We start from the raw sequence: 18,043 nt of genomic DNA, 5'->3' as shown, positions 1-18,043 counted from the left end.
TTCAAATCATCGTTCCATGGCAGATACACCTTCTGTAGTAATAAACCGCGATAAGGCCCGTGACGCCGCATTTGACTATGAGCAGCTGCGCCGCGAAGCCATTGCACATGTGCAGGCTTTGTCCGGTAATACCTGGACAGATTACAATCTGCACGATCCCGGCGTTACCATCCTGGAACAGCTCTGTTATGCCATTACCGACCTGGCCTACCGCACGGATTTTCCTATTGATGAAATACTGGCCGATAAGAACGGTAACATTGATCCGCTGCTGCATACCTTTTTTGCAAAAGCCGCTATCCTCAGCTCAGCGCCGGTAACGGTCAATGATTACCGTAAGCTGATCCTGGATGAAGTAGATGAAATAGAGAACGTTTGGATTGAGCCCATACCCTCCCTGCAGCCCTGTGGCACTACCAAAGGCACCTACCGCCTGTATTTGCAGATCCAGGATGAGCTGGTAACAGCTGCAGCCGGTGACCCGGATATGCTGAAACCAGTGGTAGTAGCAGTAGAGCGCTGTATGATGGCCTACCGGAACATTGGGGAAGATGTGGAAGCATTCGTAGTACTGCAGCCGCAGGAAATATCATTGAAGGCCGAGATCATGGTCGATAGCCGTTATGATCCCCAGGAGCTGATGGCCCATATGTGTAATGCATTTGAATTTGCGCTGCATCCGCCCATCCGCTTTTTTACAGAAGCAGAGCTGCTGGATAAAGGCTATAGCATAGAGGAAATTTACTGCGGTCCGCTGTTGAAAAAAGGCTTCATTGTAGAAAGCGATCTGCGGCCCCGTTCCAGCATCGTAGATCCGGCAGTGTTAGTAAAGGCGGTATCAGAGGTAGCCGGAGTTATTAAGGTAAAAACCCTCTCCATTGCCGGCGACGATGGTAATTACTCCGCCCGCCCCTTAACCCTGAAACCCGGCAGCTACCCGATGTTACAGATAGCCGGTGATAAGAACGACATTAAAATATTCAGCGATAAATATGAATACCGTTTAAAAGAAGTGGCTTTCTGGAATACCTACCAGAAAATGAAGATCATTGCCCGCCGTAAGTTCGTGGGCCAGAAAACAGGAGATGTACATACACCCTTAAAAGCGGCTTACCGCGACCTCAGCTGGTATTATTCCCTGCAGCATCATTTCCCCTACATTTACGGCATTGGGGAGGAGGGGCTGGATAAGCAGGCCACAGAACGGCGTAAGGCGCAGGCCAAACAGCTGAAAGCATACCTGTTATTCTTTGAGCAGCTGCTGGCCAATTACCTGGCCCAGCTGGGCAGCATGGGTAATTTCTTTTCACCGTTAACAGACCATGCTACACCCTACACTTACGCAGCACAGCCTTTATATAACGTGCCACATGTGCGCCAGCTGCTGTCTGCCTTTACAGGAAAACAGCCGGCGCAGGAATGGGATGAGTTTAAGGAAGATATCGGCAACGGATATATGAAAGCATTGCAGCAGGAGCAGGAAACCAGCAAAACTTACCAGGAACGCAAGACCCGGGTGCTGGATCATTTGCTGGCCCGCTTTAACCTGTCGCTCATGAAATACCCCGTAACGGTGTATGAACATGTATACGGGGATGCAGCCAATGAGCCCCGCATAAGCCGGGAGCTGGAATGGAAAGCAGACATCCTCCGTAATGTAGTAAAGCTAACCGCCAACCGCCTGCATTCATTCGATTATACCACAGATCTTTTTACACCCGGCGAATGGTCGGGCTATGAGAACTGGCTGCGTCACTTATTATATATACCCGGCGGTAAACGTAAACGCCTCAGTGAAGTATTTGATGCAGAACATTTAAAAGTAGAGGTGCATACACGGCCGGATCACATGCATCTGTGGCTCACCAAAGAATACACAGTGCGCGATGAGGTGATTAAGGTAACGTTGCAGGACCTGCCGGACACGCCGCCGGAAAACAGGTATGATTACGGCAACCAGCCCGTTTCTTTCCTGAAGCATGGCTTAAGCACAGAGAACTACCGCATTGTATATGATGAAGAGCGCCGGGAATACCTGGTAGTATACCGCCACCGCCGGCATGAAGTATGGCGGGTGGTAATAAGGGCCGGCACCCGCGCGCATGCCACGCATGCCCTGCAGGATATGATCAAACACCTGCGCAGCATCAGCGAGCAATCCGAAGGGTTTTACCTGGTAGAGCACCTGCTGATGAAACCCTGGAACTATGAACGCAATTTTGGTTACCGCATGTACGACCGTGACGGAAATATACTGAAAGAGCATCCTTACTGGTACACCTTTGACGAAAGGGAGGAAGCTGTAGCTGCGCTGCAGGAAGAAGCTGCAGCGCAGCATGCCTATTTTGAGTTTTACGTAAAGCAGGGTAACGGCCGGATGTTGCGGGAAGATTTTTATCGTTTTGGCCTTACCGTGGTATTTCCCGCCTGGCCTGCCCGCTTCCAGCTGCCGGAGTTCAGGGCTTTTGCAGAAGAGCTGTTCCGGGAACATACCCCCGTGCAGTTTGTGATCCAGTTTAAGTGGTTAGGCATTGGCGCTATGCGCAGCTTTGAAAAGGAGTACTTCAACTGGCTGGATCTTCTGCGCCAGAAAAAAGACTTGCAGCAGGATACCAGTGAATTGATTAAGATCCTGGCAGCAGAACATTATTTTGATCTATGAGTGAGGCGCACCATATTATCCGACAGTACACCTTTGATGTGCAAAGCAGCAACAGGGCGCAATCCCTGGCGCTGCAGGAGCGTATCAGCCACCTGTTCCGGCAGCGGATCAGCGGCGATATGGATATGCTGCTGCAAAGGATCGTACCGGAACAAATGGTAGCCGTGCTGGATACCCTTGAATTAGATCTGGGCTTTATTTTATACAAAGATGTAGAAACAGAGCTGCCCGCTAAAATAATGTCGGCCCTGGAAAAGGCGCTGGCAGATATTCTGCGTTACGGTATTTCCGGTGAGCAGTACACGCTTACCGGCAAGGTGCAGCTTAAAACCGGCGCGGACCGTTTGTTTGAGCTGGCGCGTTATTACCTGCTCAGCGGCGCCATGCCCTGGTGGGCTACTGCAGCAGAACGTAAACAACCGGAGCTGGCCATCATGCACCTGGCAGGCACGGAGCCTAACCGCCTGGCAGCTTTGCTGCGCGATATTGCCAGGGCAGCGTATGTGCGTCAGCGTATTGCTTACCAGTTTCCCATAACAGCCATTCAGCAGGTAGTTACAGTACTGGAACCGGCAGAAGCCGTTTTTATCTTCTCCTACAGCCGGGAAATTGTGCAGCTGCAGCAACGCCAAACCATCCTGCAAACAGAAAGTAAAACACTGGAAAGGGCCGTATGGTGGTTTGTGCTGAATTACCTGTTCACGGAAACCAGCGCTTATTTTAACCGCAAACAGTTTGTACGCAGCCACCTGGGGCAAATGGCGCAGCACTTTAATGTAGCGTATGAGCATTTGTTACAGCTGTTCTATAACGCCCTGTTACTTTATAAGCAGGACATGGCAGAAGCCAGCGTAGGCGGTTTTATAAGAACGCTTTACCAGGAATATGCCGGTGAGCAATTGAAAGCAGGGCGCTATCCCCCCAATGCCACGGATAACAAGAACACCACACCGGATGAGCAGGTAGCGGTGCTCCGCTACTATTTACTCTATGGATCTTTCCCTTGGTGGGCGCCGGCCATTTCCCTGCAAATATTGCAGCAGCAAATGATAACCTTAGCCAAAAACGCCCGTGTGTCTTTGCAGCAAATGTTAAATACAGTATCAGGCGAAGCTGCCTTTAAAAGATGGGATGCGCTGGTGCAAACAACCGCACAGCAGCAACCTGCCGCTGCACAGCAAACCATGCTGCAGCAGCTCGCAGCACATATCCGGGTAGCAGCTAATGGCAGCAATGGCTTGCCACCGTTCAATACCCCTGATGCCATACCACCGGAACAACAGCAGCTCCGCGATGTATTGTTATACCGCCTGCTTTACGGCAGCATTCCCTGGTGGGGCAGCACTTACGCGCATTTTTCCATTAACAGCCTTTGGCAGCAGCTCATGGAGCAATCCATGCCGCAGGCCATTGCCGTATTTAAATATGCAGGCACCATCCCTTATGCAATTGAGCGCAGCTTACAGGAAACAACACCCGAAGTATTACTCCGCTTAATGCAGGCAGCAAAGTTATCTGCCACGGTATTGGATGCCTATGAAAGTTTATACGCCTTGCTGCAAACCATCAGTGCGCAAATACAACCTGCCATTGCCGGCCTGCCATCCCTGCGGCTGCAGCTCTTGAAAAGCATCTGGCAAACATGGGCCGTTACTGCTTACACGCAATTGGAATTATCCGCATTCATAACAGCCGCTATACAGTCATGGGCTGCGGCTACCGGCCTGTTACCCGGCAGCTTGCTGCTGTTAATGAAAAATGCAGCGCCTGCGAACGCTGTGCTGGCCGGTCATTTACAGCAATTAATAAATGATCAGCAAACCGCCTGGGCAGCGGTTTACCATCCTGCCGGCAACACGCCGGTTCATCATCTTTTACTGGATAATATCCGCAAGGGCATTGTACCCGCTACCACGGCTGCAAAGGAGCAAACTGCCCGGCTGGTGCTGGAATGGTGGCAGCATTTCCTGGCCAGCGGCCAGCTGCCCCTTACGGCAGGCACATTTAACCAGCAGCTAACACTGGAGCTGGTAAGTAAAATGCTGGAGTGGTTATACGCCAACTACCGGGAACGGCTCTCCGCAGCAGCAAATGTTATTACGCCATCGCCCGTAACACTCAACCAGCTGTTCCTGCTATGGCAGGCAATGGGCGCCACGCCTACGCCTGTACGTGAGCTGTTAGCCGGCTGGTTACAGCAGGCTATTACGCCGCCTGCCGCCGGCACCATGGTTATACAGGATGGATTGTGGCAGGAGCTGCCGGAGCCGCGTATTGCCACTACAGAGGCTTTACCACGTGTTAGCATGCCGGCCGCCGTATCCCGCCTGTTGCACCGTTTCCGGCAGTACGATACTATTAGCAGCGCCACAGAACAGCAGCACTGGCTGCAGCAGGCCATTGAGCTGTTAAGCCATTTTTTGGAGCATCAAAAGTTACCCGGTTATTTAGGAACTATCAGCAATGCCATTAGCAATGAGCTGCTGAAACAGGCCGTCATTTTATTATACCGTGAAAAGCCTGCATTACTCACACAGCTTTTAAATGCAGCAGGCGTACAGCCGGCTGCCCGCGTAACCATTTACCACCTGTTCACCCCACCCGCAGGCATATACGAATCCCAGGTACGCGAAAACCTGGAAATTTATGCCGTGCAGGATAGCCTGTTGCTGTTAAAGCAAACCATCCATAAACCCATCGGCGGTTTCCGTGAGGCTGTACAATTTTACAGGAACCAGCTCCGGCAGGAGCGTTTATCCTTTTACCGGAAAATATTTCAGCATCCTGTATTAATAGAGCAGGCCGCCCAACAGCTGGACGATGACACTTTCCTGGAAATGATGCAGGACATTCATATTGGCTGGGGGCATCCGCCCCATGCTGCTTTAAAGGAGCTGCAGCAGCTGTTTGATATTATTATCACCGATAGCCAGGAGCGGGAAAAGATCCGCCTGCTGTTCCGCCAGTTCCATATGCAGCTGCTGGCCGGCCATTTTACGGTGCACCATGCCGCGGATTATGCGCAGCGTTTCCTGCACTTTATTACCGGCTCCGGTATATCTGCAGCGGAAAGCTTTATCGGAAGACTAGCCGTAAGTAAAGGCGCCATCAATATCACCGCATATGTGCACCTGCGTAACATATTGCCCGCCCTGCAGCAGCAGGCCGCACAGTATGTGCACACTCATGCGCATATGGAGCAGGTACGGCAGCAGCTATACGAAAAAGACCGGCAGTTGCTGCAAACCACGCAAAAGCCGGCTGCCATCAGCAAACAACCACCGGAACAGCCATTTAATAAACGTGAATTGGAACAGGTTAAACCACCGGAAATGGAAACTATTTATGTTGGCAATGCCGGCCTGGTATTGCTGCATCCCTTTTTATCATTTGCTTTTCAGCGTTTAGGCTGGCTGGAAAAAGGACAGTTTATCAGTGAGGAAATGCAACACCGCGCCATTCACTTTTTGCAATTCACGGTAGATGGGTTGGAGGAGCACCCGGAACATGCATTGGCGTTAAACAAGGTATTGTGTAACTTTCCGCTGGCAGCGCCGGTACCCTTGGAGATCACGCTCACCGTAGAAGAAAAAGAGCTGTCGGTACAGATGCTGAAGGCGGTGATCCAGCAATGGGAGAAAATGAAAAATTCTTCCGTGGAAGGTTTCCAGGGATCTTTCCTGCAGCGTGAAGGTGCGCTCCGGGAAACAGAAGAAGCCTGGTTCCTGCGGGTAGAGCAACGTGGATACGACGTAATTATGCAAACGCTTCCCTGGGGTATTGGAACCATCAAAACCCCCTGGATGGAAAAAGTATTATATACAGAATGGGTGTACACATGATCCATGAGAATGCAGCGGTCCTGCACCAGGAAATGGCCTGGTTTCAGCAGGTGGTGGACCTGCGCATGAAGAAATATTTTGCAGAAGATGGCAGCACCACTTTGCCTGACCAGCTGCCGCCACCGCAGCTAAAAGGTAACGGCGCCGTATATGCGCAGATTGTGCAGCATTACAATATGAATGCAACAGAACGCCTGGTACTGCTGCTGGCGCTTATACCGCATATATGCCCGCAGCTGCTGGATGTGTTCTTTACCAAAAATGCTACCTACGACCGTGGCTTTACAGAGTTTGGCGGCATTAAAGGACAGCACCACGGTGGTTTTTTACCCACCGGCGAAACAGCCGCTTTTCTTGCCGCCGCCAGCAGCCTGGAACAACGCTTCCGCCTGATAGAGCTGTTTGGCCCCGACCATTTTTTTGCCAAACATTCCATCTTAAAGCTGGTGCCCTCCAATGCAGAAGAACCTTTGCTCAGCGGCACCCTTAGCCTGTACCCGGAATACCTCAGCTACTTTACATTAGGCACCGCCCATAAACCGGATTACAGTATAAACTTCCCGGCTAAACGAATTGAGACCAGCCTTGAATGGAGCGATCTGGTGCTGGAAGATCATACTATGGAAGAAGTAGAGGAGATCCGCGCCTGGATAGAGCACGGCAATACCCTCATGAACGACTGGGGCATGAGCCGTAAAATAAAGCCCGGCTACCGCAGCCTGTTCTACGGCCCGCCGGGCACCGGTAAATCCATGACCGCCTGCCTGCTGGGTAAAACCTTTAGCATGGATGTGTACCGCATAGACCTGTCCATGATCGTATCCAAGTTCATTGGCGAAACCGAAAAGAACCTGGCCCAGGTATTTGACCGTGCCGCCAACCAGAACTGGATCCTGTTCTTTGATGAAGCAGATGCATTGTTCGGCAAGCGTACGCAAACATCCTCTTCCAACGACCGTTATGCCAACCAGGAAGTAGCTTACCTGTTACAGCGCATAGAAGATTTTCCCGGCATGATTGTGCTGGCCACCAACCTCAAAGCCAATATTGACGACGCTTTTGGCCGCCGTTTTCAATCCATGATCTACTTCTCTATGCCCGGTCCTGAACAGCGTTTCCGTTTATGGCAGCAGGCATTCCCATCCAACGTGCAGCTGGAAGAAAAGCTCAACCTGGAAGAAATTGCCAGAAAGCACGAGCTGGCCGGTGGCGCTATCATTAACGTAAGCCGTTACAGCTGCCTGATGGCGTTGAAGCGCAACAGCACTACCATACTGCATAAGGATGTAGTGAATGGTATTCGTAAGGAGTTTGGGAAGGAGGGTAAAACGGTGTAGGATAAGTTGTTGAAAGAATAGCCTACTCTATAGCTTTACTTCCCCCGTCAACAGGTATGGATATACCGGTAATATAGCTGGAATCTTCCGAAGCCAGGAAAAGCGCAGTGGTGGCAATTTCCCTGGATTGTCCCAACCGGCCTAAAGCTACCTGGTTGATATAGGAAGTTTTTTTGTCTTCGGGCAATAAGGCAAATAAAGCCGTGTCTATCGGCCCGGGATGAATTACATTAACACGGATACCTCTGGCGCTAAGTTCTGTGCTCCAGCTTTTTGCAAAGGCATCCAGCGCTGCCTTACTGGCGCTGTACACGCTGAGATAGCTGCCTCCTTTCAGTGCTACAACCGTTCCGGTCATGATAATAGCGCCATGATCGTTTAATAACGGCAATGCCTTTTGCACCGTAAACAATGTACCTTTTGCATTTACATTGAACTGCATATCAAAATGTGCTTCTGTGATGTGTCCGATGGGTGCTCCGTCTACAGCTCCCGCGCTGGCAAACAACACGTCAATATGCCCCTTTTCCGTTTTTACAGTTTCAAATAAACGATCCAGGTCTGACAGGCTGCCCGAATCACATAATACGCCGGTTACATTTTTTCCAATTGATCTCACCGCCTCGTCCAGTTGCGCTTGTTTGCGGCCGGTAATAAATACATAGGCGCCTTCTTCAACAAATAATTGCGCTGTAGCCAGTCCCATTCCCGAAGTGGCGCCGGTGATAACGGCTACTTTACCTTTTAACTTTTGCATACGATTTAATTTAATAAGGCAAAGCTACCCGCTTCTGTTCGTACTACAGGTAGCAGGAAGTATCGTATATTTGCTCAATCGTATTTGTTTGTTATGGATGTATTGAGTTCAATACTAAAGGTGACCAGGTTAGAAGCTATTGTATGCAGCACCAGCATGCTGAAAGGCCCCTGGGGACTTGATGTTGCACAAACGGGAGAGGCCCGGTTCTACCGGTTGATTAAAGGCAGCTGTATAGTTAGTTTATATAATGATCAACCCGTTACAATGGGCGAAGGGGACATAGTATATATTCCGCATGGTGATTCCCACTGGATTGCAGATAGTGCTGCCAGCCGCCGGGTTACTATCAATGAATATGTGAAATCGCAAACGGCAGGCACTCCCTTTTTTAGTGGGCCGGAACCGGAAACAATACTGGCCGCAGGCCATTTTAGCTATAACGAAGAAGGAACGCATCCGTTCCTAAAAGATCTGCCACCAATAATCCATATCAGGGGATATGGAACGCTCCACCATCAGTTTCTTCAGCATACAGGATATGTTATTCATACAGAACGCGATCATGAAAAACCTGGTAGCCGGATGATGCTCAAAAGTCTTGCGGAAATGCTTTTTGTGAGTGTCATCAGAACCTATATCGAACAGTCTGTTCCTGAAACGGGCTTTTTAGCTGCGTTGAATGATAGCCAGATCAGCAAGGCACTCAGCATTATGCATAATGACCCGGCACAGGATTGGACATTACAATCTTTAGCTAAAAGTGTTGCCATGTCCAGGTCGGTGTTTGCGGGCAGGTTTAAAAGCCTTGTTGGCGAAACACCATTGTCTTATCTGACCAATTGGCGTATTAACAGAGCTAAGGAGCTGTTGATAGCTGAAAAGATTAACGTCAGTGATGTGGCATTTAAAGTAGGCTACCAGTCTGAAGCCGCATTCACCCGGGTTTTCAAAGCCAGGACCGGCAAAACGCCGGCAATGTATAGAAGAATTGGCCTTGAGGATACCGCTTGAATTGATACTACCAGCAGGCCTTTGATCAAAGAACTTTTATGACAGATTATAACGAACAGGTACAAAGAATAAAACAGAAATTGCCTGCTGCAAAAAAAGCAGACAGGCGGCTAAAAGTATTTGGCGCAGAAAGCCACAAGTACACATTAAACAAACCCGCAACCGCAGAAGAAGTAACCCAATTTGAACAGCAATACGCCATAGAACTCCCTGAATGTTACAAGGCTTTCTTATTGCAGATTGGAAATGGCGGTAATGCACACGCCAATTCCGCAGCAGGCCCGTTTTATGGCATTTATCCGCTTGGCGGGAATGTGGATGAATTGATCTACGATACTGTAGAAAAACATCTTAAGAACGATTGTGTTATTTATCCAAAAATGCCGGATGATTATTGGGCAGCTTTAACACAGAAAATAAACGATGACGACAACCTTTCCGATGAAGATTATGAAAATGAAAAGGGCAGGATCCTCGGCGGTATCCTCCCAATCGGCTCACAGGGTTGTAGTTATCTGCACGGTATAATCCTCAATGGGCCGTACAAGGGAAGGGTGGTGAATTTAGATACAGACTTTCAAAAGCCAAAGTTTACCTATGAAAGCAATTTTTTAGACTGGTATGAGCGGTGGCTGGATGAAGTGATCTCCGGCCAGCTGATGCAGGAAGGACCCAGATGGTTTGGTTATTCAATGGGCGGTTCAGATGATCAGCTGTTAAAACTATTTCTGTCAGCAAAAGATGAGGAACAAAAAGCAGACTGTTTAAACGGGCTTTTGAATAAGTATACACTCCAAAAAGAAATTGTTCAAAATATAGAGCAGCAGGTCTTTCAACATACGCCCGGGATCAACGCTCAATTGCTTCAGATCCTGTGTAAATTCGATTACGAAAAGGCAAAACCTTATTTAATTGAATTAGTTAAAACTGATCTGTTATCAGTGTTCCAGTTTGTTTATTGGTACGCAAAAGATAAGAGCAAGGAATGGGCGCCGGTTATAGAGGCAAACATCAGCAGGATCGATGATGGTGAAACATTCCGGTTTTGTACATACCTGCTCACGGAAATCCAAAGCAATTTTGGGCCGCTGATTATCCCCTTCACGGAAAAAAAGGATGAAAATATAAGGGTAACGGCATTCTATACATTGGGTAAGCTCAACAACCGGAAGGACTTTATAGCCGCTTTTATTAAAGGCCTGCAAGATCCTTCAAACCATGTGATCCATTCCGCCCTGCAGGCCCTTTCAGGCGTAAAGGATAAGCGCCTGTTGCCATACTATAAACAGCTTGCTGAGAAATTCCCGGTAGAGCAGAATTATATTTTATCGAATCTAAATTATCGCCTGGCGGAGTACGGGTTAACCAACGTAACGGTTTTAAGAACAATAGTATAATGGTAAATATCAAAGCAATAAAAGACCAGGAAATAACGGACAGACTAACACACTACGATACAAAAGGAGGAGCGGTAAGAATGTCCGTGTTCGAAATCTCCGAAAATTATCTGGGGGAAATGCCGGATGAATATACTGCACACCTGATTACAGCCAGGCAAACATTGGAGAAGGAAAATTACGAGTGCAATCTTCATATTAACAAGGTCTTGCCCCCTAACCAGAGATCAAATGCTGCGACAGCACAAACCGACTTTACCAAGCTGGATCCAAGCGGGAAAAAAATAGATGTAAGAAGTTTTCTGGGCTTTCATTTTGACCTGGCCAACAAGAAACCCTTTATCAGGGGCCAATTGGGTAACGAAACGCTGAACGCATATTTTTACCATGACCAGGAAGAGATACCCGCAAATAAAGTAGACATCAATAAGATCGCCGAAGAATTCCAGGCGCTTTATCCACAAAATACAGGAGGGTTTGTACATACTTTTATGGAACCGCCCTACAATGTGCATCTGGGAAAGGAAATAAAGAAAAGAGGAGAGTACCTTTTAGACTTTATGGATTTCTTTTTCAGCGACCTGGAACGGCTGACCATATATACCTGGGACACCGATTGTTCCATAATATTTGAACCTGGAAAAGAATGGTGGGGGAATTATTTCTGGACAGTTTATAACCCCGTAAAGAACTGGTATGTGGGAATAATAGCGTCGGAAACGGATTGATGAATAGCTCCCGGAACAATTATCTATATCTATGAAATGAGAAAACAACTTGAGAAAATATTACCCGCAGACGATAATAAGCGCAAATGGACCGCTGTTGTTGCTACTGTTATTATTGCGGGCCTTTTGACACTTTGGGGCATTCATGGTATCGGCCAATATGGAATTGCCTTATTTGTGCTAACGCCGCTTTTTATTGGTGCAAGCCCCGTGATTTTATACGGTATTAAAAAGGAGATCACTAAGCGGGAAGCCTGGCAAACCGGCCTTTTAACGTTGGGTATCTTTATGATAGGGCTGCTGATCTTTGCAATTGAAGGGATTATTTGTATTATGATGGCAGCGCCATTTGTATTGCTATTGACCTGGGCCGGAACATTAATTGGCTATGCAATTATCAGCAAAATGCCGGGCAATGCTCCCTCAGCGTTATTCCTCCTGATGGTCAGTATTCCCGCAATGTCGTTTACGGAAAAGGACAATGAACAGGAATTAATATCGGTTGTTACCACTATTGAAATCAACGCAGATCCACAGACAGTATGGAAGGACGTAATTGAATTTCCGGAGTTGGACAAGCCTTCAGAATTTATTTTTAAAGCAGGAATTGCTTATCCAATAAACGCAAAGATTGAAGGAACAGGAGTTGGTGCGGTCAGGCACTGCAATTTCACAACAGGTAGTTTTGTAGAACCAATAACAGTTTGGGATCAGCCGCGGCTTTTAAGGTTTGACGTAGTGGTACAGCCGGCGCCAATGAAAGAGCTGAGTTTTTGGGATATTGATGCTCCTCATTTGCATGACTATTTTGTTTCCAAACAGGGCCAGTTTAAACTGACAAAGCTGGCAAATGGCAACACCCTCCTGGAAGGAACAACCTGGTATTATCACAACATCCGCCCTGCTTTTTATTGGCGGCTTTGGAGTAACTACATTGTTCATAAAATACATGACAGGGTATTGGTGCATATAAAGAAGAAATCGGAGAATGCGTAGAAAAGAACACTATACACTATGAAGATCTATCTTATCGATCAAAGACATAACTTAAAAAGACACCTTGATCTCTTAAAGACTAAACCGGTCATGACCTCTTAGACAGGTGAAAAGGCAAATTGAGCGCATCTAGTATATCAAGGTTGAAGTCATTCGGTACGCAACGATTTGACCGGGTTAGCCATTGCTGCCCTCATCGCCAGAAAACCCACCGTAAGCAATGCAATTCCGATGGCCGCCGCTCCTGCTGTAACAAACATCCAGCCGCTAAGCGTTGTCCGGTATGCAAAGCCCTGTAGCCAGTCATGCATGAGGTACCAGGCCAGTGGACTGGCAACTAATAATGCAAGAACGATCAGCAGAACGATTTCCTTACAAAGCATCGCCATGATACCCGGCACAGTGGCCCCTAATACCTTTCGGATGCCGATCTCTCTGCCCCTTTTTTCTGTAGAAAAAATAGCCAGGCCAAGCAGGCCTAAGCAAGAGATAAAAACGGTGATCCCCATCGCCACATTGGTCAACCGTTCGGTCCGGAGATCATCCGCATACATATTGGCGATGCTCTCGTCCAGGAAAGAATAGCCAAACGGCTTTCCGGGGAAGATGGCCTTCCAGTTCTCCTCTATATTGCCAATGAGGGTTTGCAGCTCACCGGCGGCCATGCGCTTCGCAGCGATTTTGACCGCAATGGTGGTCTCTCTCCTGGGATCGTGTGCGATGATGATTGGCCAGGTGGCCTGGTGAAAAGAGCGCTCATAAAAATCGTCTACCACTCCTGCTACGGGATAGGCGTCACCGGGGCCAATAACCACTTCCTGGCCAATGGCCTTGCCCACATCGGCAAAACCCAGTGCATGGGCACAAGTCTTGCTGATCAGCAGTTCCCTGCTGTTATCGCCCGGCAGCATATTTCGTCCCGCGATCAGCTTCATCCCATAAAAAGGAATGTAATCTGCGTCGCCATAATGAAGGGATATGTCTATCGGCTTCTCATCGCTGCCTTTTAGTCCGCCACCGCCGAATCCCGAATGCATCTGGTCCATCGGTGGCTTCGCCTCTCTGATCACCTGCTCCACGCCAGCCAGCTGCCGGATCTTATCCATCAGTATAACGGTCTTGCCTATATCTTCAGGAGACCGTTGCCCGCCTTTATTCTTATCCGGCCCAAAAGATGAGCTAACCAGGGTATTGTCACGCGGGCCGCCAAGCGTGATGATCGCATCCGTCTTGAAACCCAGGTTAGCATGCAGCACATATCGCAGCTGCGAACCAATGACAACTGACGCTATAATAAACAACAGTGATATGGTAAATTGAAAGACGATAAGCCCTCTGCGGAGCGTGGCATTTCCAACACCTGGCGCCGCGGTGATCCCTTTCAGGGTTACCGTGGGCTGATAGTTGCCCAGCACCTTCGCGGGATAAAATCCCGCAAGGAGGGTGGTCACTGCAATCACCAGCAACAGGAACAAAAGCGTGGCGCCCGTCAATGGGAAATGAACTTCCCCTGGTATCAAATCGCCAAACACGCTGAAGACAGGCTTTACCATTAGTGCCGCAAGAACCACTGCAGCTATCGTCAACAACAGGGTTTCGGTAAAAAATTGCACAGCGATGCCTGATCTGCCGCCGCCCAGCGCCTTCCGGACGCCGATCTCTCTCGCTCTTTGCATAGATTGCGCGGTCGACAAATTGACAAAATTAACAATGGCAAGAATAAGGATAAAGCCTGCCACAGCCATGAGCGTGTACAAGACTGGCAAACTGGCCTTTCTGCCTATACCGCCATATTCCTGGTGAAAATGACTGCCCCGCAGCGGTTGCAAACGGCCGGCGAACACCGGTTTCGGGCCGAAGTACCGTTTGGCAAAGGCGGTAAATTGCGCGTCGATCTGTGAAGGCTTTACGTTCTTTGCCAGTTTGATCACAACGTGGCTGGAGCGATCTAATTTGTCCCAGCTGTCCAGCGTTATCTTATTCTTCAGAAAACTGGCGGGGATCGTTGCATAAGAGATCCACTGGCTAAAATTAAAATCACTGTTGCCTGTCCAATCGGCAACGATACCTGTTATAGTGACGATCAGCGAATCCTGGTAACGGATGGTCCGGCCGATGATCCTGTCCGGGCTGAGATCTCCGAAATACTGTCTGGCCTTTTTAGCGGTAAGCACCGCGGAGTAGGGCATGGACAGGGAAGTAGCGGCATTTCCGCTTAACCACCGGTAGTGAAAGATCTCAAAGTATGCTGGCTCCGCGATAGCGATGCTGCCAGCGTAGTTGAAGTTCTTCGGTTGTTCGTTGGGGCCGCCTGGTATCGTCACGCTGGCCTCGTAGGTCTGAAAGGCAGCAACGGTCTGAAAGCCGGTCATTTCCCGGCGCATGGCCGCTGGCATAGGGCCGGGAACGCAATTCCAATGGCCGCCATATAACACGGCGTCCACACAAAAGATGCGGTCACGGTCCGGATGAAAGTTATCAAAACTGAATTCGTACCGGGTGATCAGATAAATGGCCAAACAGGCACAAATACCTAACGCTAAGCCCAGCACATTGACGAGGCTATAGATCTTATTGCGGACGAGGCTACGCCAGGCCACGATCCAATAATTTTTAAGCATAAGAAGTCATTATGACATCATGGTTGCCGTCAGGTACTGCTTTTTTGAACAAGGCTGTCGCTCATAATACGCATTTCTCCTTCGTCGTGCGCGCCCGGCATATACTTCATTTTAAATATGCGCTTTTTCAGCTTGCCGCTTTTGTCTTTGTACGGCACGGATATAGTGATCGTTGAATCTGCAGGGTTTCTTTCAATTTTAGCGTTGTCAGGCTTTATGGAACCGAGGGGCTGCAGCTTTGGGTCAACCGTTTGTGCATTACCAACAATTACTGAAAATAGCACAGCTATAATAGCAGCAACCGGCAAGGCCAATACCCTTCTTGCGTAGGAGTAGGACGTTTTTGCTGATGTAGTAAGCATGATTAACCGTCTCTTTATAGGTGAATGGAAAAATTGATGTTCAGGGCTTAGGTAGCGCCCTCCGTTGTGCGATTGCAGCAGCATCCTGGCGAAAGCATCCACATCGCCATCTTCAATACTGGCTGCATCGGCAATAAACTCGTGTATCATACCCAGCTCTTTTTGTATAAGCCAGTAAAATGGGTTCATCCAAAAAATGCAGGTAACGGCCTGGGCAAACAGTTTATCATACGTGTGGCGCTGCTGTATATGGGCAAGCTCATGTCTGAATATTTTTTCGCCTTCAGGCTGTTGCAGCGATATGCCCTTTTTCCAGAACAAGTTATTCAAAAACGAAAACGGCGCCTGCTTTACGGTTACTTCAATAAGGTTTACGCCCTGTACTCTAATACCGCCATGCTTTTTTTTCATGCGGTATATCCAGGCAATTTCCAATGTCAGTATAATGCAAAGCGCCAAGCTTATAATTGAAGCGGCGGCATAGGCAAGCCAAACCGGCGAAAAATGCACAGGAACCTGAGCTTTGTTTGGTGCGCCGATTAAAATAAATACCTGCCCTGCCGCGGTATTTGGTGTGGCTTGTACCGCAAGCCATGTAAACTTAAGCAGCGGCAAAACAAGGCTTAGCACTATAGATGCCAACAGGTAAAACCTATTGTAAACGTTGAATTTTTTATTGCGTAGCGCAAGACAATAATACCCAAACAGCAGGCCGCTGGCCAATATGCTTTTTGCCACATAGGCGGTTATAGCATCCATACTATTGCTTTTTGTTTTGTTTTAATTGTTTCAGCAAAAGCTCTAGTTCCTTTACGCTTAGCTTGTCTTCATCCACCAAAAAAGAAATAATGTTGCTGAAAGAGCCTTCAAAATACCCCTTGGCCACGCTGGTAAGCGTGTCTTTTGAATATTCCTCTTTTGATACCGACGGGTGGTAACGGTGTATGCGGCCAAGGTTTTCAATATCTACAAAGCCTTTGTCAACCAGGGTTTTTAAAATGGTGGCCACCGTGTTTTTATGAGGCTGGGGTTTGGGCATGCCATCCACTATTTCCATTAACAGGCCGCTGCCAAGCTTCCATAACACTTTCATCACCTGTTCTTCAGCTTTGGTGAGTGTTTTCATTAAAAACTATATTTATAGTTCAAATGTAAAACTATATTTATAGTTCTGCAAAATATTTTTTAAAAATATCTGGAAAGGGCTATGAAGGCTTGTAGAAGGCAGGGGTAAAGGATGGGCGATTTTATTTCGCCCTTTCGAGTAATTCTTCTCCAATGTCCAGCGCTGCTCTTATAATATCCTTAATAAGAGGCATGCCATTATCGCTATTGGTGAAGATCACCAGGCCTCTTTTAGATTCCGGTAAAAGGATAATGATTGTTCTTACGCCAGGATCGCTACCGCCATGTACCAGTGCAAATTCGTTCCCTTTCAGATGATTAAACACTTCCCAGCCCAATCCGAATTTCGCATCCGGATCTTTTGATTGAATGTATATCATGTCCTGCCAGACCTTATCGCTTAACCCTTTTTTCTTTAAAACGTTTACACCAAATGTCGTATAGTCACTGACGGTGGTCATTAACAGATCCGCTGCGCTGGTTTCTGTGTTTTTTCTGATTTCATATGGTTCAATTGCTTTGTTATGGGGTATCGCATATCTGTCCGCTGTTACGCTGCCATCCCAAAAGAAATGAGTGTCTTTCATACCATCCGGCTTGAAAAGATATTTGTCTACGATCGCAGCAAGCGGCATGTTGAATTTAACCTCCAGGGCATGTTTAAGATATTCCAAACCTTCACCGGAATATTTGGTTTTAGTACCCGGCTCAAAATCGAAGGTAAGCTTGCCGGTTGAATGAAGCCAGCGCCAATTAACAAAACCGGTTTGATGTGAAAGTACATGACGGGTGGTTAAGAGCTTATTTCTTGGATCGTTCTTCACATCAGGATCAATCCAATAGTTAGATAGGGGTTCATCAAGCAGCCAAAGACCTTTGCTTACTAATCGCAGTGTGGTCATCTCTACAATAGGCTTGGTAAGCGATGCAACCTGGAAGATAGTATTGATTGGAGCCGGTACACCTGATTTCAATTCACCCAGGACCTTTGCATTTTTTAGTTCATCGTTTTCGATAATACCAATACCTAAAGCCAGCACTTTATACTTTTGCATGAGAGCCGTTAATACCGTGTCGTTAGGCAAATTAACAACGGACTGACCAACCGCCGGAGAGATCGCTGGTCCTAATAATAAAAGAAGAAAGTAAAATCTTCTCATTTTATAGTTTTTTTATGTGAAACCGTCCAGGCCAGGGCCTGT

Annotated in this window: 12 protein-coding genes; 7 read left to right on the top strand and 5 right to left on the bottom strand. The window is 47.9% G+C overall.

Annotated features, from left to right (window positions below; translation table 11 throughout):
• The first annotated feature begins 16 nt into the window (after nucleotides 1–16).
• The 3 genes from BMZ54_RS19190 to BMZ54_RS19180 are packed head-to-tail and all read left to right on the top strand — an operon-like array spanning nucleotide 17 to nucleotide 7,841.
• The gene (locus BMZ54_RS19190; RefSeq protein ID WP_089915554.1) at nucleotides 17–2,662 is read left to right on the top strand and encodes a hypothetical protein; all 2,646 of its coding nucleotides are present in this window, start codon (nucleotides 17–19) and stop codon (nucleotides 2,660–2,662) included.
• Entirely contained in the window at nucleotides 2,659–6,504 is a 3,846-nt protein-coding gene (locus tag BMZ54_RS19185) for a contractile injection system tape measure protein (protein WP_089915551.1), read from the top strand. Before BMZ54_RS19190 ends, BMZ54_RS19185 begins: the two co-directional genes overlap by 4 nt.
• Complete coding sequence (locus tag BMZ54_RS19180; RefSeq protein WP_089915548.1) at nucleotides 6,489–7,841, top strand: ATP-binding protein; 1,353 nt, start codon at nucleotides 6,489–6,491, stop codon at nucleotides 7,839–7,841. Before BMZ54_RS19185 ends, BMZ54_RS19180 begins: the two co-directional genes overlap by 16 nt.
• A 22-nt stretch (nucleotides 7,842–7,863) precedes the next feature.
• On the opposite strand, the gene BMZ54_RS19175 is transcribed toward BMZ54_RS19180, so the two are convergent.
• Entirely contained in the window at nucleotides 7,864–8,598 is a 735-nt protein-coding gene (locus BMZ54_RS19175) for an SDR family NAD(P)-dependent oxidoreductase (protein ID WP_089915545.1), read from the bottom strand.
• A gap of 93 nt (nucleotides 8,599–8,691) precedes the next feature.
• Here BMZ54_RS19175 and BMZ54_RS19170 point away from each other — a divergent pair, with 93 nt between their 5' ends.
• Genes BMZ54_RS19170 through BMZ54_RS19155 form a run of 4 tightly spaced genes read left to right on the top strand, consistent with a single transcriptional unit; the run spans nucleotide 8,692 to nucleotide 12,733 of the window.
• Complete coding sequence (locus BMZ54_RS19170) at nucleotides 8,692–9,612, top strand: AraC family transcriptional regulator (protein ID WP_089915542.1); 921 nt, start codon at nucleotides 8,692–8,694, stop codon at nucleotides 9,610–9,612.
• A 38-nt stretch (nucleotides 9,613–9,650) separates the two neighbouring features.
• Nucleotides 9,651–11,009, top strand: a complete 1,359-nt coding sequence (locus BMZ54_RS19165; protein WP_089915537.1) for an SMI1/KNR4 family protein — start codon at nucleotides 9,651–9,653, stop codon at nucleotides 11,007–11,009.
• A complete protein-coding gene (locus BMZ54_RS19160; RefSeq protein ID WP_089915534.1) occupies nucleotides 11,009–11,737 on the top strand; it encodes a hypothetical protein in 729 nt (242 codons plus the stop codon). The genes BMZ54_RS19165 and BMZ54_RS19160 overlap by 1 nt, the downstream gene beginning before the upstream one ends.
• Before the next feature lie 36 nt (nucleotides 11,738–11,773).
• Entirely contained in the window at nucleotides 11,774–12,733 is a 960-nt protein-coding gene (locus BMZ54_RS19155) for an SRPBCC family protein (RefSeq protein WP_089915531.1), read from the top strand.
• Between the two features lie 149 nt (nucleotides 12,734–12,882).
• Here the strand turns inward: BMZ54_RS19155 and BMZ54_RS19150 are convergent, their stop codons facing one another.
• From BMZ54_RS19150 to BMZ54_RS19135, 4 genes are all read right to left on the bottom strand, one after another.
• Nucleotides 12,883–15,354: an ABC transporter permease gene (locus BMZ54_RS19150; protein WP_089915528.1), complete on the bottom strand. Its 2,472-nt coding sequence runs from the start codon at nucleotides 15,352–15,354 to the stop codon at nucleotides 12,883–12,885.
• A gap of 29 nt (nucleotides 15,355–15,383) precedes the next feature.
• A complete protein-coding gene (locus tag BMZ54_RS19145) occupies nucleotides 15,384–16,475 on the bottom strand; it encodes a M56 family metallopeptidase (RefSeq protein ID WP_089915525.1) in 1,092 nt (363 codons plus the stop codon).
• A gap of 1 nt (nucleotide 16,476) precedes the next feature.
• The gene (locus BMZ54_RS19140; protein ID WP_089915523.1) at nucleotides 16,477–16,842 is read right to left on the bottom strand and encodes a BlaI/MecI/CopY family transcriptional regulator; all 366 of its coding nucleotides are present in this window, start codon (nucleotides 16,840–16,842) and stop codon (nucleotides 16,477–16,479) included.
• A 121-nt stretch (nucleotides 16,843–16,963) separates the two neighbouring features.
• On the bottom strand, nucleotides 16,964–18,001 hold the full coding sequence (locus BMZ54_RS19135; protein WP_089915520.1) for a serine hydrolase domain-containing protein: 1,038 nt from the start codon (nucleotides 17,999–18,001) through the stop codon (nucleotides 16,964–16,966).
• Between the last annotated feature and the right edge of the window lie 42 nt (nucleotides 18,002–18,043).

It is taken from the genome of Chitinophaga rupis (assembly GCF_900109685.1).
Lineage (GTDB): Bacteria > Bacteroidota > Bacteroidia > Chitinophagales > Chitinophagaceae > Chitinophaga > Chitinophaga rupis.
This window is presented reverse-complemented; position numbering and strand designations above follow the sequence as displayed.